Below are 25121 nucleotides of genomic sequence, written 5' to 3' on the forward strand. Positions count from 1 at the left end.
GTCCCTTCCAGGTCGCCAATTTAAATTTTAAGGTAACTCAGAAACGTGAAGTTACTGAGTACTCCATATCACACCAAATGTGAAATTTGGGTGATTGAAGCATGCTGGTGTGGCTCAATTGGTAGAGCAGCTGACTTGTAATCAGCAGGTTATGGGTTCAAGTCCCTTCACCAGCTCCATACATAAAATGCAGAAGTGGCTCAGTGGTAGAGCATCGCCTTGCCAAGGCGAGGGTCGCGAGTTCGAATCTCGTCTTCTGCTCCAAATATGCGGATGTAGTTTAGTGGTAAAACTCCAGCCTTCCAAGCTGGTTATGTGAGTTCGATTCTCATCATCCGCTCCAGTAAAAACATACCTAAAAGGGTATGTTTTTTTGTTATATATACAAATACTATGTATAGATTAAGCTTAAGGAGTGTGAGCCTATTTCAGTCAAATATATTAAAATTTATTTCCATTGGAGTCACTGTCACATGTGGAAGTGTGATGTCCTAAAAGAAGGTTCAAGATTCATATTAATCTACCCTAGGATGTTGTGACGTTCCCATAATTCCAATAAATTTTAATATATTTTCCTTCATAGGCAAGTTACTGTATATATTCAATTTATAATTGACAAATTTATAGATATACTACTTCCAAACTCAATAAACTTTAGCTACTTACAAGGGAATATAAATGAAAAATTTTTAGAAGGTGGAACATCAGAACATCCTATGTTGTAGACAATTGTGAACCTTCTATGGTAAGTATAATATTCACACTCTATAGTCTGATAGTGACTTACCTTATAAACGTTTTTATTTATATGACCGAAGTAAGTTCACATACATTTAGATTCGACATGGTTTATCTATATAATTACACTAGAAGAGGTGAGGATATGAGATGGCAGGATAAGAGGTATCATTCTTTAAATTATGAATTGAGATCTGTCTTTAATGAAAAGATAGGGAAGGTATCATTAGATGGAGGATTTACTTGTCCTAATAGGGATGGGACACTGTCTTATGGGGGATGTATATTTTGTAGTGAGAGTGGATCTGGAGAATTTGCTGGTAGTAGGAATATAGCTATTAAAAGGCAGGTGGAAGATCAAAAGGCTCTATTAGGAGATAAATGGAAGGTGAATAAGTACATAGCTTATTTTCAAAACTATACCAATACATACGATCAGGTAGAAAATTTGAGGCAGAAATATTACGATGCATTAAGCTGTGATGGCATAGTGGGATTAGCTATAGGGACTAGACCTGATTGTATAGATGATGACATATTGGATTTGTTAGAAGATATAAATAACAAAACTTATTTATGGGTAGAATTAGGTCTTCAGACTATTCATGATCATACGGCTGATTTTATAAATCGGGGATATGATTTAGATATATTCAATAAAACGCTGAACAAATTAAAGGATAGAAATATAAGAGTAGTTGTCCATGTTATACTAGGTCTTCCTGGTGAAAGTAAAGAGGAGATGATGGACACTTGTACATATTTATCAGATAGAGGGATAGATGGGATTAAGATTCATTTATTACATATATTAAAGGGAACAAAGCTATACGAATATGTATTAGAAAATCCATATGACCCATTTGAAAAGGAAGAGTATATAGAATTTGTAGTAGATATATTAGAAAGAATTTCACCTAATATAGTGGTCCATAGGATGACTGGTGACGGCAAAAAGGAATTATTATATGAACCCTGGTGGAGTTTAGATAAAAGAGCCATATTAAATGGAATAGATAGGGAACTAAGGGAAAGGGACACATATCAAGGGGCTAAAAATAAGGATGAGGTTTAACCTCATCCTATTTTACATTATATTTCTTTACTTAATACCTTTGTAAGGAGCTCTACTGCATTGTTAACATCATCTTTAGAAACTACTTCATTAGGAGTGTGGGCATATCTACAAGCTATAGATAGGGCACCTGAGATTACTCCTGCACGGGATAGATGTATGGCACCTACGTCAGTTCCACCAAAAGTTAGAACCTCTAATTGATATGGAATGTTATTTTCTTTAGCCGTATTAATTAAAAGGTTTTTCATAACAGGATGGCATAATATAGAATTATCCTTTATCTTTATAGCGGGGCCATCATGTAAATTTACGGCTAAGTGTTTGCACTTTGGCATATCTCCACAAGAGGTAATATCTAAAGCTATGGCAAGGTCAGGTTCAATGGCAAAGGCTGCAGTTTTTGCACCGCGTAAGCCCAGTTCTTCTTGAACTGTAAATACGAAATATAGCTCATTAGGAGAGGCGCTTAACCTTTTAATAGTCTCTATGGCTATATAGCATCCTATTCTATCATCTAAGGCCTTAGTCATAACACTATGGCCTAAGTCTACAAGATCTGAATGGAAGCATGCCACATCACCTAAATTAACTTTAGTTAAGGCTTCTTCTTTATCCTTAGCACCTATATCTATGTACATTTTTTCTAACTTTAAATGTTTCATATCTTCCATATGTTCCATATGAAGTGTACCTATAGTACCATTTGAGAATCTAACCTTTTGGCCAAGGGATACGAAAGGAGATACTCCACCTATATTTGAAAATCTTAAAAATCCTTTATCATCAATTCCTGTGATTATTATTCCTATTTCGTCCATATGGGCTGCAATCATAACCTTTTTGCCAGATCCCTTTTTAACTGCAATCAAGTTACCCATAGTATCTACAGATACTTCATCCACATGATCCTTTACTTCATTTAAAATAACTTCCCTAATAGCTTCTTCGTTACCAGCTGGACCATAGGCATAAGATAGTTTCTTAATTAAATCTATATTAAACATTTACGAACTCCTCCTTTTTTATGTCTTTTAAAAATTCATCTAAAAGTTTTTTAGAGTTATTAAAATCTCTTTTACTTATTACAGATACAGGTGAATGAAGGTATCTACAAGGCATTGATATACAAGCCGTAGGAATACCATTTTTAGATAAATGAATTTGACCTGAATCATTTCCGCCCTTTGGAACTTGTTTAAATTGGTATGAAATATTATTATCCTTAGCCACACCAATTAATCTATTTGTAACAGCCTTACTATAGTATGTAACCCTATCTAATACGGAAAAGGCAGGGCCACCGTGCATTTTTGTTACAAAATCAGGTTCTTCTACTTTATCTAAATCAAAGCAAGAAGTGGTTTCTATCACTATTGCTAAATCTGAATCTAATCTATAGGAGTAAGGAGCAGCCCCTCTAAGTCCAACCTCTTCTTGCACAGAAAATACTGCATAAATGGTGGAGTCATAATTATTCTTTAAAAGGTCCATAATAATAGCACAACCAGCTCTATCATCTAGGGCCTTGGCTTTTATTAAATCATCTCCAAATTCCACGTAGTCACTTAAAAAACATATATAATCTCCTGGAGACACATGCTTTTTCCCATCATCTTTAGATTTAGCACCAATATCTATATATAAGTCTTTAGACTTTAGAGGAACAGTTCTTTCTTTTGGTGTTTGTAAGTGAATGGCCTTAGCACCAATAACACCAGTGATTTTTTTATCTCCTATGGAAACGGGCTTAGAAACTAATACCTTATCGTCTATTCCACCAACCTTTAAGAACTTAACAAAGCCCTTATCATTTATGGATTTAACCATTAAACCCACTTCGTCCATATGTGCTGATAACATTACCTTTGGATAATTTTCTTTACCATGTTTAATGGCTATTAAGTTTCCCAATCTATCAATTTTGATTTCATCCACATGATCTTTTATTTCTTCCTTTATAAAGTTTCTAACAGCATCTTCATTACCAGATACTCCATTTAAGCTAGTTAATTTTTCTAAAAGCATAGTAATTCCTCCAAATCAATATTATCTAGGCTTAATATGAAATAAGCTAAAAGCTTACCTACATTTTTAATATCTTCCATTGATAGAGTCTCTACTGAAGTATGCATATATCTAAGTGGAATAGATAAAAGAGCAGTTGCTATTCCGCATCTGGAAATTTGTATAGATCTTGTATCTGTTCCAGAGTTACCTGGAACTAAATCTACTTGATATGGGATATTGTGTTCTTTGGCAAGTTCGATTAATTTTTTATGAAGCTTTGGATGAATATTGGCACCAAAAGCAATACCAACTCCCTTTGATAAATCAAGAGTCTCATCCTTTGGTAGTTCTGGAGTAGAACCAAATCCCACATCAACGGCAATACCAATATCTGGATTGATGTTAAATGCACTTACTATGGCTCCCCTAGTACCAACTTCTTCTTGTACAGTACAAACTCCATATACATCTATAGAATGGTTCATCTTCTTTAAGATTTCAAAACAATGAAGCATGGCTAAAACACCAGCTCTATCATCCATTGCTTTAGAAGAATAAAAATCATTTTGAAGTTTTAGCATATGCCTTTTTACTGTTATAGGGTCTCCTATGGACACGACTTTTTTAGCTTCCTCTTTAGATAAACCTATATCTATACGCATATCTTCCATTTTAGGAGCTTTCTTCTTGTCTTCTTCATTTTGAATATGGGGTGGCTTTGTAGCCACAATACCAAAAACTTTTTCTCTACCATGAACTATTACTTCTTGGGCAGGTAGGGTTCTATAGTCATAACCACCTATGTTTGTAAATTGAACAAATCCCGCATCATCAATGTCTTTTACCATAAGGCCTATTTCGTCCATATGGGCAGCTAACATTACTTTTTTGTGACCACCTCTTGAAATGTGTGCAATCATATTTCCTAAGGGGTCTGACTGGATGTCATCGCATAAATCAAAGAACAGATCTTTAGCTTGGGCAAAGATATTTTCTTCAAAACCAGATACACCATCTGTTTCTACTAATTTTTTTAACTTATCCGCTAGTTCCATTTTATACCTCCTTTACGTGTACATAGAATATTATACCAAAAAAAACGATAGACAAAGATATTCTTTGCCTATCAGTTTTGTATCTTGACAAAGTTTTGCTTTACGCACCGAATTTATCTAATCTCTTAGCATTAGCTAAAAGTAGGCCCATTAAATATTTACTTTCAAAAAATCCTAGGCCACCTTTGTTACAACAATTCTCATGAAAATATTTTGCATCATCCGTACCGCAAAAACGACTATGTATAAGCAGTGGAACTGGATGCCAACTATGGGAGCGCATAGGGCAAGGGGACGAATGATCTGCCGTTATGGCTAATACATCAGGTTTATTTTGTAACAGTATTGGTAAATATTTATCTACTTCTTCTATGTGCCTTACTTTATCCAAGAAGTCACCATCTTCACCAGCCTGGTCTGTACCCTTTATATGGATAAAGAAAAAGTCATATTTTGCTTTAGATTGGACATATGTATTAAAGAGACTTTCAATAGTATCACCTGTAGGAAGTAAAGTCATTCCCAATAAGGATGAAATTCCTTTATACATGGGATAAGAAGCAATGGCTGCTGATTCTAATAAATATTTATCTCTCATGGATGTAAGTTCAGGCCTTGATGCTATTCCCCTCATTAAAAAACCATTGGCTGGATGATCATCCTTAATTAATTCATACCCCTTTTTCATAAACTTATTAATAACATTTGCTAAAAACTGAGAATTCTCATCTTCACCCTTAGCTTCTCTAGGAGCCTTTCCTTCAGCTAGTGGATCTACATCATTTATGGATGAACCTAATTTCTTATCCTTACTTCTAAATACAGTAACAAATCTATGTCCCTTTCCAGGCTCTATAATAATTTCTACGCCATCAATCTCTTTTATAGTCCTTAATTTTTCACAAAGACGTTCTGTTTCTTCTGTGGGAATTCTTCCTGCCCGTCTATCTGTCACAAGCCCATTTTCATCCATAGATGAAAAGTTGCATCTTGCAGCCACATCACCCCACTCTAAATTAAATCCTATACCAACTGCTTCTAGGACACCACGGCCTATTTGAACGTCAAAGGGATCATATCCAAATAAGCTAGTATGTCCTGGTCCACTACCTGGTGTTATTCCAGGCAGTACTGGATACATTCTTCCTAAGGAAGATTCTCGTGCCAATTTATCTAAATTGGGAGTGTGAGCATATTCTAAAGGAGTTCTATTTCCAAATTCTTTATTTCTAATATCTCCCACACCATCCATTACTAATAGGACAATGGTAGAATTATTAGTTTTTACAGTATCAGATATTACTTGTTCATAGTTCATATAATCACTCTTTCTTTCTATAATTTTAAAATATAAGGATACTAGTAATATTTTGTACAGAGAGGAATAAAAATATATATATAAACCCAGATTAGTCATAGAAAGTTTGAAGATATGCAAGTAGTTTTGACTCTAAGATGTTTATCAGGTTCGAAGACATACCAATACGGTACGTTGAGAATTTGATGAATAGATTAGAATCAAAAGGACCTAGCAGAGTTTTGAATTTTATATGACTAATCTGGGTTAAATGTAATAAGACTGTTTTTTTATCAGTTTATTGGAAACGGAGGGATTATTATTTTCAAGGTTAGGGGAAAAATAAATTATTTTGCTGCTTTAGTGTGTATATTCATAGCTGAAATAACAGGCCTTTTAAGTAGTTATTTTACTAGAGGTTCCATGAGGGGCTTTTATTCTGAATTAGCAAAACCTGTCTTTGCTCCACCGACCTGGCTATTTGCAGTAGTATGGCCCATATTATATTTACTTATGGGTATAGCTTCTTACAGAATATGGATGATGAAAAGATATGACAAGAGAGCTAAAAAAGCTTTATTCTATTATGGACTTCAATTATTTATAAACTTTACTTGGAGTATTATATTCTTTGGAATGAATAGGATAGGATTGGCTATAATATGTATTATTATATTATTGGGTTTAATAATAATTACTACTAAAATATTTGGTAGAATTGACAAAGTAGCTAGAAATTTAATGATACCTTACATAATATGGGTGGCCTTTGCTACTATACTTAATATAACCATATGGTGTATGAATATGTAACAACATAAAAGTACATTTCCTGGGAAATTTAAGGGGAAAATAATGTAGAATGAAAGGATAAAAGGAAAAACTTAGTAAAAGTTTTCCTTTTTTTATTAATAAAATATTATCAATAACACTTGAAGGGTTATCATATTAATATTAGAATATTAGTATACTAAAAAATTATTATGAATGGCGAAAAGAGGTGGTAATTTTGGATGGAGTTTTAGAGATTTTTTTAAACATAGGAATAAGGGATATTCTAGATATGGCTATTGTGGCCTTTGTTTTTTATAAGTTATTAATGCTTATAAGACATACTAGTGCAGAACAATTAATAAAGGGAATATTAGTATTATTAATTGCCACCAAATTAAGTGACTGGATGGGATTTTATGTAACTAACTGGATACTTAAAAATACTATGACAGTGGGAGTAATTGCCCTACTTATAGTGTTTCAACCTGAGTTGAGACGCGCACTTGAACACATTGGTAGAAGTAAACTATTTTTAAACTCCATAATGGAGCTAGATACGGAACAAATAGAGAAATATTCTGATAGGATAGTAGATGCTGTATTTAATTTGGGTAAGGACAAAATAGGTGCATTAATAGTAATGGAAGGTGAAACGGGACTTTCTGATGTAATCGAAACGGGAACCATCATAAACGGAGAAATTTCTACGGAATTATTAATTAATATTTTTATACCTAATACTCCTCTTCATGATGGTGCTGTTATTGTTAGAAATGGAAAGATTATGGCAGCAGGATGTGTTCTACCTTTAACCTCTAATCCTAACATAAGTAAGAAGTTAGGAACAAGACATAGGGCTGGTATTGGAGTCACAGAAAAATCTGATGCCCTGACAATTATGGTGTCAGAGGAAACTGGAGCCATATCAGTAGCTAGGGAAGGTAAATTGACGAGATTTGTAGATGAAAGACTATTGAGAGCAATAATAAAAAATGCATATGAGCAAGAGGAAAGGCAGCCTTTATTAAGGATGATATGGAGGCGAAAGAATGACAAAGATAAAAAATAAAACATCAAAGATGAAAATAAAGAGGTTGGGGTTATTTGGGAATAATACCAATCTAAAGCTGGCATCAATTCTCTTTGCCTTTGTAATGTGGTTATATGTAATGGGAGAGGTAAATCCTCAAACTACTATAGAATTAAAGGGGATACCTGTTACCCTTTTAAATGTAGAGAGTTTAAATAAAAATGGACTTCTTATCATGGGGGAAGAAAAGTTCTCTGTGAATGTAAAGCTAGAAGGTAGACGTAATGATTTATATACAGTAAGCTCTAGTGACATTGTGGCCAATGCTAACTTAGTAGGTGTCACAAAGGGAGTTAATAGTATTCCTGTTAATGTGAATGTGCCCAGTAATGTGTCATTAAGCAGAATAAGTCCGCCAGAAATTAGGATTACAATAGATGAAATAGTAAAGCAAGAAAAAAAAGTTATTCCAAATAAAGTAGGCACTCCTGCTGAGGGCTATAGTGCAGAAGACGGCATTGTATCTGAAAATAAGGTTGTTGTAGAAGGACCTGAGACTATAGTAAATACAGTAGACGCAGTAGTTGCCCAGGTAAATGTGGATAACCTTAAAAATACTGTTGAAACTAAGGCATTACTAAAACCTATAGATAAAAAGGGAAACGTGGTAAAAGGAGTAACCCTAAGTAAGGAATTTATAAATGTTACTATGCCAATACTAAGGGTTAAGGAAGTACCACTACTACCTACTTATAGGAGCAATACTAGTGTTAGTGAAGGATATAAACTTACAGGAACCAACCTAGAATATAAAAATATAACTATAAAGGGTGAAATTGACCTAGTAGAAAATATTAATTATGTAAAGGTAGAACCTATAAACTTAAATGGCCTTAATAAAAATACAACTAAGAAAATGAAAATATTAGTACCTAATGGTATTGAGGCAATTGAAGAATATGTAGATGTAAAATTAGTAATAGAGAAGATAATAGATAAAAAGTTTGTCTATTCAAAGAATGACTTGCAGGTTATTAATTTAAAAGAAGGCCTAAGTTCATATAAGGATGTAGTTCCCATATGGATAGAAGTAATGGTTAAAAGTGTGCCAAGCCAAAAGGTAACAGAAGCTGATATAGAATTATACTTTGATGCTAAGAACTTGGACGAGGGTATTTATGATATGGAAGTACAATATAGCTTTGATAAGGAAATAGAAGAAATAAAGATAGATCCAAAGGTTGTACCAGTTGAATTGGTTAAAAGTGAATAAAATTTAAATTTTAAAAAGTAGGGTTTAATAAACTCTACTTTTTTTAATACTCTTTATAGAGGGGATAAATTATAATTTATATGGGATAAAAAGCTAATCTGAATTAAGTTTTACTTTATGGGCATAATATTAAGCGGGACAAAATATGGCACTTTCTTAAAAATATGAAATAACACTTGTATAAGTAAGTGCTCAACCCATTGAAAAATAGCCAACAAGTACATATGTATTCCAGTGGATAAAACTACTGAATATTCTGATAATTAACAGTGATTATAGATAATTATGAAAAGATATATTAAAATATATATAGGTGGTGGTAAGTAAACATGAAAAAAATCGAAGAAATAATCTCTTACGTTCAAGCAAAGGGGCCAATGACTATAGCGGTGGCATCAGCTGAGGATAGGGACGTATTACTTGCTGTAGACAAAGCTAGGGAATTGGGAATAGCAAGAGGAATATTAGTAGGGGACAAAGAAAAGATCGAAGAAGTTGCACAAAAGCTAAACATTAATTTGACAGATTATGAAATTATACATAAAGAAAATATGCAAGATGCATCTGCTGAAGCTGTAAAATTAGTTTCAAGTGGTAAGGCTCATATCCTTATGAAGGGATTAGTAGATACGTCTATAATTCTAAAGGAAGCACTAAATGCTGACTATGGATTAAGGGAAGGTAAGTTGCTTAGCCATGTGGCTGTATTTGAGCCTGAAAACTATGATAAGTTACTTTTAATGACAGATGCAGCAATGAATATTGCACCAGATTTAGAAAAAAAGAAAGAAATAATTAAAAATAGTATTAAGGTGGCAAAGGCCATTGAGGTGGAAACTCCTAATGTATGTGTCATATGTGCAAAGGAAAAAGTATCACCAAAGATGGAAGCTACAGTTGATGCTCAGGAATTAGAAAGGCTTAATAAAGAAGGCGAAATAAAGGATTGCGTAGTTGGAGGCCCATTTGGACTTGATAATGCCATATCAAAAGAGGCAGCCATCCATAAGGGGATAGATCACCCACTAGCTGGAGTTGCAGATATTCTTTTAATGCCTAATATTGAGGCTGGAAATGTATTTTATAAAACCATGGTATTTTTAGCTAAAGCTAAGAATGCAGGGGTAATAGTAGGTGCAAGTGCTCCTATAGTATTGACATCTAGGGCAGACAATGATGAAGCCAAGTTAAATTCTATAGCTTTATCAGTACTTATGGCAATTAAAAAAGAGGAAGGGAGCATATAGGGAAATGAAATATAGAATACTTACTATAAATCCAGGATCCACATCTACAAAAATAGGTGTGTTTGATGGAGACGAATTAGTATTTGAAGAAACACTAAGACATTCTAGTGAAGAAATAGGACAGTTTAAAAAGATTTATGATCAGTATAATTTCAGAAAAGAAGTTATTTTAAATGTACTTAAGGAAAACGCTATCAAACTTGAAAGTTTAAATGCCTGTGTAGGTAGGGGTGGACTTCTTAAGCCCATAGCAGGAGGGACTTATGAAGTAAATGATCCTATGATAGAGGACTTAAAGGTTGGAGTACTTGGACAACATGCTTCAAATCTTGGAGGTATAATTGCAAAGGAAATTGCAAAAGACTTAAATATAAAAGCTTATATAGTAGATCCAGTTGTTGTGGATGAGATGATAGACCTAGCTCGAGTATCAGGAATGCCTGAATATGACAGAATGAGTATATTCCACGCATTAAATCAAAAGGCTGTGGCAAGAAAGGCTGCTAAAGAATTAGGAAAGAAATATGATGAACTTAATTTTGTAGTTGCTCACCTAGGTGGAGGTATATCTGTAGGAGCCCATGAACTAGGAAAAGTAATAGATGTTAATAATGCACTAGATGGAGAAGGTCCATTCTCACCTGAAAGATCTGGAACTGTACCAGTTCGTAAGATTATGAAAATGGCGTTCTCTGGAGAGTATACTGTAGAAGAATTTAATAAAAAGGTTAGTGGAAAAGGTGGTCTAGTTGCTTACTTAAACACTAATGATGGAAGAGATGTAAAGAAAATGGTTGCTGCTGGGAATGCTCAAGCAGGAGTAATCTATCAAGCTATGGCTTACCAAGTTGCTAAAGAAATAGGTTCCATGTGTGTTGCATTAGGTGGTAAAGTGGATGGAATTATTTTAACTGGTGGTATAGCTTATGATAGTGAATTTGTAGGTTGGATTAAAGAAAGAGCAGAATTCTTGGGCAAAGTTTTTGTGTACCCAGGAGAAGAAGAACTAAGAGCCTTAGCAGAAGGTGGTCTTAGGGTATTAAAAGGTGAAGAAGAAGCCAAAGTTTATGCATAGGTGATAATATGAATGATCATAGAATAAAAATTATAACAGGGTACTTTGGAAGTGGTAAGACTGAGTTTTCAGTGAATTTTGCCATAAAGCTTCATAATGAAGGAAAAAAAGTGGCTATAGCTGACTTAGACATTATCAATCCATATTTTAGAAGTAGAGAAAAGACAGAAATGCTTGAAAATATGGGTATAGAAGTAATATCCAGTAGTATAGGACATCAAAAGTCCATGGGAATTGATTTGCCAAGTATTTCAGCATCCGTATTAAAGCCTATTATAGATAAATCCTACTATGCCGTATTAGACGTGGGAGGAGATCATAGTGGTGCTAGGGCATTAAAGCGTTATGTAAATCACCTTAAAGAAAAGGGATATGAAATGCTTTATGTGATTAATAAAAATAGAGTATTCTCTGGTACTAAGGAAGAGGTAATAGAAAATATTAGTAAAATAGAGGCCGTATCAGGTCTTAAAGTAACAGGTCTTGTTAATAATACCCATCTACTAAAAGAAACAGATGTGGACACAGTAATGAGTGGCCAAATATTAAGTAGAGAAGTATCTAATGAATTAGGTATACCTATACTTTATACTAGTGCAATAAAATCTGTAGTAGATAAGTTACCCAAAGATGTAGATGGAGATATTTTACCAATAAATATGTATATGCGTGAAGCTTGGATGCTTTGATGCTTTGAGAGGAGGACGCACTATTGGCTAAAGGAAAAGTTCATTTCAGAGAAGAAAGATGTAAAGGGTGTGAGCTTTGCACCACTGTATGCCCAGTTAACATTGTAAAAATGGATAAGGAAAGAATCAATCAAAGAGGGTACAATCCAGCAACTGTAAGAGAAATGGATAAATGTATTGGATGTGGGAATTGTGCAACTATATGTCCTGATTTAGTAATTACTGTAGAGAGAGAATAGGGGGCGAGCTTATGTCAAAAGTATTGATGAAAGGGAACGAAGCTATAGGAGAAGCTGCAATTAGAGGTGGATGTAAATACTTCTTTGGATATCCAATAACACCTCAAAATGAGCTTCCAGAGTATATGGCTAAAGAAATGCCAAAGCGTGATGGAGTTTTTTTACAAGCAGAAAGTGAAGTGGCAGCAATAAATATGGTATATGGATCTGCTGGTGCAGGAGGAAGAGTAATGACTTCTTCATCATCACCAGGGATTGCACTTAAGCAAGAGGGTATTAGTTATATAGCAGGAGCAGAATTACCCTGTGTTATAGTTAACATTTCAAGGGGAGGCCCTGGTCTTGGTGGTATTCAACCATCTCAAGCGGACTATTTTCAATCTACTCGTGGTGGTGGAAATGGTGATTATAGACTTTTAGTTTATGCACCAGCAACACTACAAGAAATGGTAGATTTAGTTATGGATTCCTTTGAAGTGGCAGATTATTACAGAAACCCAGTTATGATTGTGGGGGATGGTATGATCGGACAAATGATGGAACCAGTTGAGTTTAGAGAGCCTAAGAAGAGAGAATTAAAAGAAAAGACTTGGGTGACTACTGGTACTAAGGGACAAAGAAAACCAAATATAATAAATTCATTAGCCCTTGACCCAGCAAAATTAGAGGAGCATAACTTTAAACTTCAAAAGAAGTATAATGAGATGGAAAAGAATGAAGTAATGTATGAGAACACTAATCTTGAAAATGCAGAGTTAGTAGTAGCGGCATATGGTACTACTGCAAGAATCGTAAAGAATGTTATAGAAGAATTAAAAGAAGAAGGAATTAATGTGGGATTAATAAGACCTATAACTCTATGGCCATTCCCAACTAAGGCTTTTGATGAAATTCCTGATAGTACAAAGGCACTATTATCTGTAGAAATGAGTTTAGGACAAATGGTTGATGATGTTAAAATAGCATCTAACGGAAGATGGCCTGTTCATTTTTATGGAAGAACTGGTGGTATGATTCCAGAACCAGAAGATATTAAATCAAAAATAAAAGAAATCTTAGGAGGTAGATAGGATGGCTGTAGTTTTTGATAGAACTAATGGACTTGTGGACAGACCTACACACTACTGCCCAGGTTGTACCCACGGGATTATTCATAGATTAGTAGGTGAATGCTTAGAAGAATTAGGCGTTTTAGGAGATGCTATAGGTGTGGCGCCTGTTGGCTGTTCAGTTTTAGCTTATGATTATTTTAATTGTGATATGCACGAAGCTGCACATGGTAGAGCACCAGCTGTAGCTACTGGAATAAAAAGAACATTACCAGACAAGGTAGTATTTACTTATCAAGGTGATGGAGACTTAGCTTCCATAGGAGCTGCGGAAATTATTCATGCAGCCCATAGGGGAGAAAAGTTCACAACTATATTTGTAAACAATGCCATCTATGGTATGACTGGTGGACAAATGGCACCAACTACTTTAATTGGTCAAAAGGCTACAACAGCTCCATATGGTAGAGATGTGGAACATTCAGGAATGCCACTTAAAGTTTCTGAAATGCTTTCAACTATTGATGGCGCAGTATTTGTAGAGAGGGTTTCTGTACATAATCCTGCCAATATTAGAAAGACTAAAAAAGCTATTAAAAAGGCCTTTGAAATTCAATTAAAGGGATTAGGATTTGGTATTGTGGAAGTATTATCCACATGTCCAACAAACTGGGGTATATTACCTACAGATTCATTAAAGTGGTTAGAAACTAATATGATACCATATTTCCCACTTGGAAACTTACGTATGCCTAAGGAGGTGGAGTAAATGAAACATGCTATCGTATGTGCAGGATTTGGTGGTCAGGGTGTAATGTCTATGGGCCAACTTCTATCTTATTCATCAATGATAGAAGGTAAAGAAGTTTCATGGCTTCCATCCTATGGGCCAGAAATGAGAGGTGGAACTGCAAATTGCCACGTTACTATTTCTGATAAGCCAATTGGATCTCCAATCATAACAAAGGCTACTGTTGCTATAGTTATGAACTTACCTTCAATGACTAAGTTTGAAGATATGATTGAAGAAAATGGAGCAATGTTTGTAAATAGCTCCTTAATAGATAGAAAAGTTGGAAGAGATGATGTAAAAGGCATATATATTCCAGCTAATGAAATAGCTCTTGAAATAGGAAACGCAAAGGCAGCTAACATGGTAATGTTAGGAGCATTCTTAGAACACTCTAATATAGTAAATGAAGATTCTATAATAGAGGCATTTAAGAAGGTATTTGGAAAGGGCAAGGAACATTTAATAGACCTTAACAAAGAAGCTTTAAAGCGTGGACGTGAAGTATATAAAAAAAATATGGCATAGTTAAAAGGCAGGAAGAAATTCCTGCTTTTTAATTGCATAAAAATGGAATAAATTGAATGCAAGCAAAATATATGATAGAATATAATAGGTTAGGAGTATTTCTCTAAGTTATGCATTTTTGGAGAGGAGTATAATGATGGGAAAGTTGTTTGGGACTGATGGTGTTAGAGGTATTGCAAATACAGAACTAACGGCAGATATGGCTTATAAGCTAGGAAGAATAGGTAGTTTCCTACTTACTAAGGGAAAGAAAAAGGCAAAAATAGTAATAGGAAGAGATACTAGAATTTCAGGTGATATGTTAGAATCAGCTTTAGTTGCAGGTATTTTGTCAACAGGTTCAGATGCACTATGTGTTGGAATTGTGCCAACGCCAGCAGTAGCTTACTTAACTAGATATTTTGAAGCAGATTGTGGAATTGTAATATCTGCATCACATAATCCTGTTGAGTATAATGGAATTAAATTTTTCAATGAGGAAGGGTTTAAATTGCCTGATGAAGTAGAAGATGAGATAGAAAAACTTATACTAAATGGGCAAGATATAGAAGTAAATCCTACTGGAGAGAATTTAGGCAGAAAAGTAGAAATTGATGATGCTATAAAGAAATATGCAAGTTTCTTAAAGGGTACATTAGATACGGATTTAAGAGGATTAAAAATTGCAGTTGATTGTGCTAATGGCGCATCATACATAGCTGCACCATCAGTGTTATCTGCATTAGGAGCAGAAATAAAGATGATACATCATAAACCTGATGGATTAAATATTAACGTAGATTGTGGTTCTACTCACCCAGAAGATTTACAAAAGCTAGTTCTTGAGTGCGGAGCAGACATTGGTCTTGCCTTTGATGGAGATGCGGATAGAATTATAGCAGTAGATGAAAAGGGTCAACTGGTAGATGGAGATAAAATCCTTATGATTTGTGGAACACATTTAAAATCTAAGGGAAAACTACCACATGACACTATAGTTGCTACTGTAATGAGTAATTTAGGTTTCCATAAGGCTCTTAAAAAAGCAGGGTGTAAGGCTATAGCTGCAAAAGTAGGAGATAGATATGTACTAGAGGAAATGAAAAAAGGAGGATATGCCCTAGGTGGAGAACAATCAGGTCATATAATCTTCTTAGATCATAATACTACTGGTGATGGACTTTTATCTGGATTACAATTAGTTAGTGTAATGAAAGATAAGGAACAAAAGCTATCTAAGCTAGCAGGTGAAATGACTACGTACCCACAAGTACTAGTAAATGCTAAAGTGAGTAATGAAAAGAAACACAAGTACATGGAAGACGAAAAAGTTGCAGCGGAAATTAAGAGACTAGAAGAGATAATGCATGGCGAAGGAAGAGTTCTTATCCGACCATCTGGAACAGAGCCACTAGTTAGAGTAATGCTTGAAGGAAAAGATATAGAAGAATTAAAGGTATTAAGTGAAAAATTAGCAGCATTAATTGAAGAAAGATTAAACTAAAATATAGAGATAAAATATAGGTGAGAGGTGTAACAATGCACCTTTAGCCTATATTAATTTATTTTAATCTAGTGGTTACATATGAAAAGGCAAATGCATAAAATGTAGTGAACTCCTAATGAGGGTTTCAAGGTTCCCTAAATGAATCTTGTAAAATTAATAAAGCGCCAGAGCTTAAATATGAGCGGAAAAAATATTTGAGTTGACGAGGTCAGGGTTTATCGAAGAATTCGGCGGATGCCCTGCGGTATATCACTACCGTTAAAGATTTTACAAACCTTTTAAGCAATTAGAAGAACAAAGAAAATCGGGTGACTAAAAAATAAATATGGTGCTAAAAAAGGGTAGTTAAAAAAATCGTAAAAAACTACTCACAGTATTTTATTGTCAAAAACGGCTAAACTAAATATGAAAGTGAGGAAATTAATAATGTGTGGAATCGTTGGATATATTGGAAATAATAGGGCAGAGGATGTATTAGTAGATGGACTTAAAAAGCTAGAATATAGAGGATATGACTCAGCGGGAGTTGCTATCTTTGATGAAGGTGAAATAAAAGTAAGAAAATATAAGGGAAGAATGGCAAACCTAGAGGAACATTTATCTAAGGAAGATATAAAGGGAAGCTTAGGAATTGGCCATACAAGATGGGCAACACACGGAGAGCCATCTGATAGAAATTCCCATCCTCATACAAATGTATCAGGAAGTATAGCTTTAATTCATAATGGAATTTTAGAAAACTATATGCAATTAAAAGAATGGTTAATCGAAATGAAGGGTGACATATTCAAATCAGAAACGGATACGGAAGTAATAGCTCATTTAATTGACCATTACTATGAAGGTGATTTATTAGATGCAGTATTTACTGCAGTTGATAAGATGGAAGGTGCCTATGCCCTTGGTGTAATCTGCAAGGATGAACCGGACAAAATCGTTGCAGTAAGAAAGGATTCTCCACTTATAGTAGGTCTTGGGGAAGATGCAAACTATATAGCATCAGATATTCCAGCCCTTTTAAAATATACTAAGAACATGTATTTAATAGAAAATGGTGAAACAGTTCTTCTAGAGAAGGATAAAGTAACTATATACAATGAACTTCGTCAAGAAGTAAAGAGAGACGTATTTGAAGTAACTTGGGATGCTCAAGCTGCAGAAAAAGAAGGATATGAGCACTTCATGATTAAAGAAATCAACGAACAACCAAAGGGTGTTCATGACACATTACACAGAAGATTAAACAAAGAAGAAAAGATTGAATTAGATGGAATTAAATTAACTAAGGAAGACTTAGATAGAATAAATAAGGTTTATATAGTAGCGTGTGGTACGGCTTACCATGCAGGTTTAGTTGGAAAATATGCTATTGAAAAGTTTGCAAAAATACCAGTAGATGTGGCTGTAGCATCAGAGTTTAGATATTCAGATCCATTTATTGATGAAAACACATTATTCATTGCAGTAAGTCAATCGGGAGAAACTCTAGATACGCTGGCTGCCCTTCGTGAAGCTAAGAGAAAAGGTGCTAGAATCATGTCTGTAGTAAATGTGGTTGGATCATCTGTAGCTAGAGAATCGGATGATGTATTCTATACTTGGGCAGGACCTGAAATTGCCGTTGCATCAACTAAGGCATATACAACTCAGCTAGTTTCCATGTATTTAATTGCATTAAACATGGCAGATACTAAGGGAAGTATTAGTCAAGAAAGATATACTGAAATAGTAAATGAGTTAAAGACTATGCCTCTGAAAATTGAAAACATAGTTAAAAATGATGAAGACTTACAAAAGTTAGCTGATGAGCAGTTTAACAAGGAAAATGCCTTCTACATTGGTAGAGGATTAGATGTTTGTGTGGCAAGTGAAGGATCATTAAAGCTTAAGGAAATTTCATATATTCACTCTGAAGCAATTGCAGCAGGAGAACTTAAGCATGGTACTATTGCTTTAATAGAAGAAGGAAGATTAGTTATAGCATTAGCTACTCAAGATAGATTATATGACAAGATGTTATCTAACATCCAAGAAGTTCGTGCTAGAGGAGCTTATGTTATAGGTGTAGCTAAAGAAGGTAATAAGGAGATTGAAAAGACTGCAGATAAGGTTATATACATTCCAGATACTATGGATGAATTAACTCCTATATTATCTGTTGTACCACTTCAATTATTATCTTATTACATTGCAGTGGCTAGAGGTTGTGACGTTGATAAGCCTAAGAATCTGGCGAAATCTGTAACAGTTGAATAATCATGCAAAATAAAGATGGATGATTTTTATCATCCATCTTTTTATGTTTTTCAGTTAATAAAATAAAGTTGTGCTAAAAATCATGTATTCTTAGGGAAAAATACCTAGAATTACATGGCTTTTTTATTGTACGGGATAAACAAAAAATAGATTTAAAATAGAAAACCAAAAAGAAAAATAAAGATATGAAATCTCATAGAAGGGTTCATTTGAAAACTTTACACAGTTTTATGAGCATGATTATATAGAAATTAAGAATTCGACAAAATAGGTTTTCTTTCACTGTTGAATACTTAAAAAGTGTATGATAATCTTTCATAGGTTGCTGTAATTATATGTAAAAGGAGGAATTATATGAGCTTTTTTAAGGAACTGGGAGAATTAGTAGGTACTGTAGTAGGAGGAGTCGTAGGTGGAACAACAGAAATTATAGGAGATATAGTAGATAGTGATTTTGTTAGAGAAGTAGGTAAAGATGTATATAGAGTTAGCTCTAATGCAGGTAAAACTGTAGGACAAGCTGCTGATGGAGTAACAGGAGTAGCAAAAGGGATTATTACTCAGGACATTCATGCTGTAGATGATGGTATTGAAGAATTGGGAGATGCAGTTGGAAGAACAGTTGTAGGAATGGTAAAAGGCGTAGGGTATGTAGCTGAAAATGGAATAGATACTTTAGAAGGTGTAATTAATGGAGATACTGATCAAGTAATAGAGGGAGCAAAAAATATAGCTAAAGTTGCTGCTGTAGCTACTTTAGCTGTTGGTACAGGTGATTATCTTGGTATTATAGGTGATGATTTTGATGGTGTTGATCATGTTGCACATATGGAACATGGAATAGATATTGATGGGGATGGTATAGTTGATGTATATGATGGGCATGATGTACCTAATGCTGAAGATATGGACACATCTGAAATTCATCATGTAAAGCCTCATTATGTACAAGGTCATATGAGAAATGGACATTATATAGAAGGTCATTGGAGAGATGGTGATGGAAATACAAATATAAATTTAACTGAAGAAAATGGTGGAGGATACATTAGAACTAATCCTGATGGGAATTCATACAATAACTTAGGTTAAAAACAGTTCATATTGAAAGTAAACTTTATGGATACGTATAATATAAAATAAAGTTGTAGTAAAAGTCATGTGATTTTAGGCCAGAAATGCCTAAACTTGCATGGCTTTTTTGCATTAAGTATAAGGTTCAGAGTATATGGGGTAACAAAAAATACAATAAAATATTTCTCTAATAATACTTAATTTCATCACAAACCCCTCACGATTCATATGTACTATATTAGTAAATAAAAGTTTATGAAGCATATATACAAAAAAATGTAGATTATATACTGTTTAAATTTTGAATAATAATATGAATAGGAGGCGTGTTTATGTTCTTATTACCAATAATAGTAGTTGTGATAGTAGGTTTTGCATTTAGAGGGTTAGGAGGATGGAATGGGCCTCATCATCACCACCATCATGGTCATCATCGCCATAGAAGATTTTAAATGGAATTTTTGTTTCATATCGATGCTAGAACATAATAAAAAAAAAGAAAAAGATTATTACAGGTAAAGGAGAGAGTTATACCCCTCCTTTTTTTTGCATATTAATCCATTTTGAGCTTATTATATATGATTGATGAGGAAATGCTCAATATTTGTACCACATGCCCCATTAGGAAGGTAAATCTCATGACCTTACAGGACATCTTTGCTAAAGAATAGAAAATCTTACATTACATAAAATATCCTCATGAAACAAAAGGAGGATATTTTTTATTCCTAGACTTGCAAGGGTAAAACTGATTTTTTATATAGTATATAGTGGTTATATAGCATATAATGGATATATTAATTAAAAGGAATATAACTGTTTATTGGTTGCTGAATTATAAAAGATTAAGAAATTATGTGAAAGATATCTACAACTTATAACAGGAAGACTTAATCTAACAAATACATAAGAAAACACATTTAGTAACCTAAAGGGAGGAAGGGATATTTTGACTAGTGATATAAAAAAGAGAATTGATATTGCTGCTAGAAGAATAGAGGCTGACCTAGTACTGAAAAATGCCAAAATTATAGATGTATTTTCAGAAGAAATAATTGAAGGGGATATAGCAATAAGTGATGACAGAATAGCTGGAATTGGAGAGTACTCTGGAAAAGAAGAAATTGATTTATGTGGAAAATATGTGGTACCAGGTCTTATAGATGGACACGTACATATTGAGTCATCAATGGTAACACCTGGACAATTTGCAAAGGCTATAGTTCCCCATGGAACTACGACCATAATAGCTGATCCCCATGAGATCGCCAATGTATGTGGATTAGAAGGAATAGAATATATTCTAGAGGGAAGCGAAAATAGTCCATTAGATGTATTTGTAATGCTTCCATCCTGTGTACCATCAACAGCCTTTGAAAATTCTGGGGCGAAACTTTCAGCTGAAGAACTAGAAAAAATGATTAACCATGATAGAGTATTAGGTCTGGGAGAATTAATGGATTATCCTTCTGTAATTGGAGGCAATGAAGAGATTCTTAAGAAGATAAAAATAGCTGGTGATAAGATAAAAGATGGTCATGGTCCAGAGATTGATGGAAAAGATCTAAATGCCTATGTAACTGCAGGAATATCAACGGAGCATGAATGCACTACTATAGAAGAAATGAAAGACAGAATTAGTTTAGGTATGTATATTTTAATTAGAGAAGGGTCGGCAGCAAGGAACCTAGAGGGTCTTATTAAAGGAGTAAATAGAGCTAATCTTAGGAGAGTATTATTCTGTACGGATGATAGGCACCCGGAAGATATATTGAAGGATGGACATATTGATAATAATGTAAGGTTGGCTATAAAGAATGGAATAGAGCCAATCTGTGCAATTAAAATTGCATCTTTAAATGCTGCTGAGTGTTACAGATTATATGATAGGGGAGCAATTGCTCCTGGATACATGGCAGACTTAGTAGTGGTAGATCATATTTCAAGCTTTAATGTTGAAAAAGTATTTAAAAATGGTAAATTAGTGGCTAATGAAGGTCAGCCATTATTCCAGATCAAAGATAAGAAGAATCCTAATGTATTGAATACTGTTAATTTAAAAGAAATACATAAGGACGATCTTAAAATAAAATTAGATTCTGATATTGTAAACGTTATAAAATTACTTCCACATAGCTTAGTAACTAAAAAGGCTGTTAGGAAAGTTGATACAGAAAATGGTTACTTTAAATATCATGATCAGCTAGATATATTAAAGCTTGTAGTAGTGGAAAGACACAAGGGAACGGGAAATATTGGACTTGGCCTTGTTGAAAACTTCAATCTGAAAAATGGAGCTATAGCTTCTACTATTGCCCATGATTCTCATAATTTAATTGTTATTGGTGACAACGATGAAGACATTCTCCTAGCTATTGAAGAAATAAGAAAAATAGGTGGAGGAGTTACCATATGCTCTAATGGAAAGGTTATGAAGTCATTACCTCTGCCAATAGGCGGATTAATGTCTGATAGATCATTAGATGAAGTAAATAAAGAACTTAAGGAAATGTTAGATATAGCCTATGGATTAGGTGTTAATAAGGAGATAGAACCATTTATGACTCTAGCATTCCTTGCACTTCCAGTGATACCTGAACTTAAACTTACGGATATGGGATTATTTGATGTTACAAAGTTTGACTTTGTAGATATTAGTGTGAAGAATTAGAAAGGCTGTAGTTATATTGTTTTCATATTTTAAGATGATTGATGTATTTTATTAATATATGAACGGGAATAAATAAAAAAACTAGGAAGTTGAATGTCACATTCAACCTCCTAGTTTTTATTGTTTCTTAGTAACTTGATCTTCCGTTGCTTGAATAAGATTAGCCATTTGTTTTCCTCCAACATAATCTCCTTCATCTTGCCTATAAGTCAAATCACCCGTATCTATTTTATTGTAATTAGATAAACCTAATTCTTGTGCAATTTCTTCTCTAAATTGATTGAAAGCTTTTCTAGCTTCAGGAACTACATTTTTATTTATAGACACAAAATCAACTCCTTAAGATAATCATTTATTAAATGCATATTATTAGTATGTGTGCCTCAAAATGATAAATTCCATGTAGATTATGGCATGTTGTCTCAAAAAATGAAATCATAACAAATATACTAAAATTGTAATAAAAGTCATGCATGTTTAGGAGGAAAACGCCCAAGTATACATGTTTTTTTGTATTAGGTAAATGGTAAAGTTGGTCTTTTGCAACATTAGCCTTTATTTAATCTACTTATAATTTTTACCATACATCTTTTTATTGCTTTAGTAATTTTCTTTCATTACAATATACATTATTAGGATAGGAAAATAAAGGAGGTATATAAACGGTAGAAGAAATGTAGTAAAAAGGAAGGTTGTTTACTTGTGCATAAGAGAAGGCGGAAAAGGATTTTATAAATTTCCATTTTGCATGAGAAAAAAAGTGTATTAATTGAAGGAAACAATGATGATATAGTAAAGACAAGAAAAGATTGGAGTGGTGAAATGAAGAGTTATCCTATAAGTGCGAAGGAACTTAAGGTAATAGAAATAATAGATAGGCAGAACTCTTGCACTGCAAAGGAAATAGGCAAACATTTGGGAGTTACGCCTAGAACTGTTTTAAACTACATAAAAAATATAAACGAGCTCATAGGAAAAGAAGTAGCTGAAATAAAACCCACTAAAGGTAGAAAATATACTATAAAAAAGATAAGTATTGAAAAATTTGAAAATATTACAAATACCCTTAAAAATAATGATCTTTCCATTCCAGAAGAAAGAATAAAAGAAATTATTAAAATACTTCTAGAAAAGAAAGAAATGATAAAGCTAGAAGATTTAGCAGAATCCCTTTATATAAGTAGAACCACTCTGATAAAAGATCTGAAAAGGGTATCAGGAATACTAAGTAACTACAAAATAGAACTAAAGGGTAAACCTAATGGTGGGATAGAAGCTCTGGGGGATGAAATGAATATAAGATTTTGTCTTTCTCAAATGCTATACAAAAGACAAAATGTGGAAATTGAAAAAAGTAAAAAATTTGCTCCAATAAGGAAGCATGAAGAGACTGTAGAAAAAATTCTTAAGGGTGTATTTAAAAAAACAAATTTTAAAGTATCTAGAGAGACCTTTAGAAATATTGTACTTCATATTTTAATAGCTATAGAAAGATTTGAAAAGGGAAATAAAATACAAAGAATTATTGAAAAAGTAAAAAATATGAAGGAAACAAGAGAATACAATATAACCCTGTCCATAGGGGAAGAATTAGAAAAGGAAATTGGGTTACAACTACCAATGGAAGAACTTATGTATATATGTCTTCATCTTCTAGGCAGGAAGCCTGTAGAAGAAATGATAGAATCTAAAAAGACTATAGAAATAAAGCCCATAGTGAAAAAAATGATTTCAGATATTCTTGATGAAATTTATGAAAATACAGGATTTTTCATGAAGGATGACAAGGAACTCATATGGGGACTTGAGCTACATCTCAATTTTGCAGTGAACAGAATTATGTTTAATATGAATATAAGAAATCCTTTATTTGAGGAAGTAAAGAAAAAATTTCCCCTTGCATATGAACTTGCCACAATAGGAGCTTCTGTAATTGAAAAAGAACTTGATGCAAAGGTAGATGAACATGAAATATCCTACTTAGCTATGCATATAGGTGGCTATATTGAAAGAAACAATTACAAGTATAAAGATATCCAGAGAGTTGCGCTCATATGTGGTACAGGTCTTGGGACAGCACAACTTATGCTTGTAAAAATAAAAAAAGTTTTAGGTGATCTTCAAGAAATAAAGACTTTTTCTTCATCCTACCTTGAATCTCAAATACTTGATGAATTTGATATTATTTTTACAACTATAGATTTAGATATAAATGTATCTACCCCCATCATAAAACTAGATGTACTTTTCGACGAAAGAGACCTTCAAAACAAGATAGCATATCGGAAGGTAAAACAAAAAATGTCTCAAAATAGTCCTTATATATTTAAAAGTCTCTTAAAAAAGAATATGTTTTTTAAGATAAATATGGAAATACCTGAAAAAATAATAGAATATATGGCACAAAGATGTATAGAAGAAGGAACAGCTGATGAAGGTTTCATGTATAGGATATTGGAAAGAGAACGCCTTTCACCTACTTCCTTTGACAATTTAATAGCTCTTCCCCATGCAATAAATTATAAGAGTAATGAAATAGAAATAGCTATAGGGATTCTAGATAAAACAGTAAAATGGGATAAAAAACCTGTAAAGCTAGTATTTATGGTTCTCGTTCCTAATGAAATCGTTGAAGATGTAAATCTTTTTATAAAAGTTTACGAAGACATTTTGAAGGTAGGTCAAAATAAAAATCTTCTTCAAAGGATGGCAAAAGTAAAAAATTTTGATGAATGTGTTTCATTATTCTAACAGGGAGGTTTTTT

The 25121-nt window shown here is 33.5% G+C and carries 21 protein-coding genes and 3 tRNA genes; 19 read left to right on the forward strand and 5 right to left on the reverse strand.

What is annotated here, in order from left to right:
* Positions 1-103: 103 nt before the first annotated feature.
* The 4 genes from CCE28_RS04660 (at position 104) to CCE28_RS04675 (ending at position 1813) form a co-directional block, all read left to right on the forward strand.
* Positions 104-179 (forward strand) — tRNA-Thr (locus CCE28_RS04660).
* A gap of 10 nt (positions 180-189) precedes the next feature.
* Positions 190-264, forward strand: a tRNA-Gly gene (locus tag CCE28_RS04665).
* Positions 265-269: 5 nt separating this feature from the next.
* Positions 270-343 (forward strand) — tRNA-Gly (locus CCE28_RS04670).
* A gap of 540 nt (positions 344-883) precedes the next feature.
* On the forward strand, positions 884-1813 hold the full coding sequence (locus tag CCE28_RS04675; RefSeq protein WP_095131482.1) for a TIGR01212 family radical SAM protein: 930 nt from the start codon (positions 884-886) through the stop codon (positions 1811-1813).
* Positions 1814-1830: 17 nt separating this feature from the next.
* Here the strand turns inward: CCE28_RS04675 and CCE28_RS04680 are convergent, their stop codons facing one another.
* The 4 genes from CCE28_RS04680 to CCE28_RS04695 all read right to left on the reverse strand — a co-directional run bounded on the left by CCE28_RS04680 (position 1831) and on the right by CCE28_RS04695 (position 6196).
* A complete protein-coding gene (locus tag CCE28_RS04680) occupies positions 1831-2820 on the reverse strand; it encodes a M42 family metallopeptidase (RefSeq protein ID WP_095131484.1) in 990 nt (329 codons plus the stop codon).
* A complete protein-coding gene (locus CCE28_RS04685) occupies positions 2813-3841 on the reverse strand; it encodes a M42 family metallopeptidase (RefSeq protein WP_095131486.1) in 1029 nt (342 codons plus the stop codon). Before CCE28_RS04685 ends, CCE28_RS04680 begins: the two co-directional genes overlap by 8 nt.
* Positions 3832-4878: a M42 family metallopeptidase gene (locus CCE28_RS04690; RefSeq protein ID WP_095131488.1), complete on the reverse strand. Its 1047-nt coding sequence runs from the start codon at positions 4876-4878 to the stop codon at positions 3832-3834. Before CCE28_RS04690 ends, CCE28_RS04685 begins: the two co-directional genes overlap by 10 nt.
* 100 nt (positions 4879-4978) lie before the next feature.
* On the reverse strand, positions 4979-6196 hold the full coding sequence (locus CCE28_RS04695; RefSeq protein ID WP_095131490.1) for a 2,3-bisphosphoglycerate-independent phosphoglycerate mutase: 1218 nt from the start codon (positions 6194-6196) through the stop codon (positions 4979-4981).
* Between the two features lie 342 nt (positions 6197-6538).
* Between CCE28_RS04695 and CCE28_RS04700 the strand changes: the two genes are divergently transcribed.
* From CCE28_RS04700 to ade, 14 genes are all read left to right on the forward strand, one after another.
* Positions 6539-6988, forward strand: coding sequence for a TspO/MBR family protein (locus CCE28_RS04700; protein ID WP_242972903.1), 450 nt, complete (start codon positions 6539-6541; stop codon positions 6986-6988).
* A 196-nt stretch (positions 6989-7184) separates the two neighbouring features.
* A complete protein-coding gene (gene cdaA / locus CCE28_RS04705; protein WP_176461660.1) occupies positions 7185-8018 on the forward strand; it encodes a diadenylate cyclase CdaA in 834 nt (277 codons plus the stop codon).
* Positions 7999-9252 (forward strand): CdaR family protein, encoded by a 1254-nt coding sequence (locus CCE28_RS04710; protein ID WP_095131494.1) that lies wholly within the window; start codon positions 7999-8001, stop codon positions 9250-9252. The genes cdaA and CCE28_RS04710 overlap by 20 nt, the downstream gene beginning before the upstream one ends.
* Before the next feature lie 329 nt (positions 9253-9581).
* Complete coding sequence (locus CCE28_RS04715) at positions 9582-10499, forward strand: phosphate butyryltransferase (protein ID WP_095131496.1); 918 nt, start codon at positions 9582-9584, stop codon at positions 10497-10499.
* A 4-nt stretch (positions 10500-10503) separates the two neighbouring features.
* The gene (buk, locus tag CCE28_RS04720; protein ID WP_095131498.1) at positions 10504-11574 is read left to right on the forward strand and encodes a butyrate kinase; all 1071 of its coding nucleotides are present in this window, start codon (positions 10504-10506) and stop codon (positions 11572-11574) included.
* Positions 11575-11582: 8 nt separating this feature from the next.
* Positions 11583-12263 (forward strand): nucleotide-binding protein, encoded by a 681-nt coding sequence (locus CCE28_RS04725; protein ID WP_095131500.1) that lies wholly within the window; start codon positions 11583-11585, stop codon positions 12261-12263.
* Between the two features lie 23 nt (positions 12264-12286).
* Entirely contained in the window at positions 12287-12502 is a 216-nt protein-coding gene (locus tag CCE28_RS04730; RefSeq protein WP_095131502.1) for a 4Fe-4S dicluster domain-containing protein, read from the forward strand.
* Between the two features lie 11 nt (positions 12503-12513).
* Positions 12514-13572: a 3-methyl-2-oxobutanoate dehydrogenase subunit VorB gene (locus tag CCE28_RS04735; RefSeq protein WP_095131504.1), complete on the forward strand. Its 1059-nt coding sequence runs from the start codon at positions 12514-12516 to the stop codon at positions 13570-13572.
* Position 13573: 1 nt separating this feature from the next.
* Positions 13574-14320 carry a thiamine pyrophosphate-dependent enzyme gene (locus tag CCE28_RS04740; RefSeq protein WP_095131506.1) on the forward strand — a complete coding sequence of 249 codons (747 nt, stop codon included), beginning with the start codon at positions 13574-13576 and terminating at the stop codon, positions 14318-14320.
* Positions 14321-14869 (forward strand): 2-oxoacid:acceptor oxidoreductase family protein, encoded by a 549-nt coding sequence (locus tag CCE28_RS04745; RefSeq protein WP_095131508.1) that lies wholly within the window; start codon positions 14321-14323, stop codon positions 14867-14869.
* 136 nt (positions 14870-15005) lie between these two features.
* Entirely contained in the window at positions 15006-16352 is a 1347-nt protein-coding gene (gene glmM, locus CCE28_RS04750; RefSeq protein WP_095131510.1) for a phosphoglucosamine mutase, read from the forward strand.
* A 429-nt stretch (positions 16353-16781) separates the two neighbouring features.
* On the forward strand, positions 16782-18611 hold the full coding sequence (gene glmS, locus CCE28_RS04755; RefSeq protein WP_095131512.1) for a glutamine--fructose-6-phosphate transaminase (isomerizing): 1830 nt from the start codon (positions 16782-16784) through the stop codon (positions 18609-18611).
* A gap of 354 nt (positions 18612-18965) precedes the next feature.
* Positions 18966-19703 (forward strand): hypothetical protein, encoded by a 738-nt coding sequence (locus CCE28_RS04760; RefSeq protein WP_095131514.1) that lies wholly within the window; start codon positions 18966-18968, stop codon positions 19701-19703.
* 931 nt (positions 19704-20634) lie between these two features.
* Positions 20635-22356: an adenine deaminase gene (ade, locus tag CCE28_RS04765; protein ID WP_095131516.1), complete on the forward strand. Its 1722-nt coding sequence runs from the start codon at positions 20635-20637 to the stop codon at positions 22354-22356.
* Between the two features lie 117 nt (positions 22357-22473).
* On the opposite strand, the gene CCE28_RS04770 is transcribed toward ade, so the two are convergent.
* The gene (locus tag CCE28_RS04770) at positions 22474-22683 is read right to left on the reverse strand and encodes an alpha/beta-type small acid-soluble spore protein (protein ID WP_095131518.1); all 210 of its coding nucleotides are present in this window, start codon (positions 22681-22683) and stop codon (positions 22474-22476) included.
* 417 nt (positions 22684-23100) lie between these two features.
* On the opposite strand from CCE28_RS04770, the gene CCE28_RS04775 reads away from it, so the two are divergent.
* A complete protein-coding gene (locus tag CCE28_RS04775) occupies positions 23101-25107 on the forward strand; it encodes a BglG family transcription antiterminator (protein WP_095131520.1) in 2007 nt (668 codons plus the stop codon).
* Positions 25108-25121: the final 14 nt, after the last annotated feature.

It is taken from the genome of Anaeromicrobium sediminis (assembly GCF_002270055.1).
Taxonomy (GTDB): domain Bacteria; phylum Bacillota; class Clostridia; order Peptostreptococcales; family Thermotaleaceae; genus Anaeromicrobium; species Anaeromicrobium sediminis.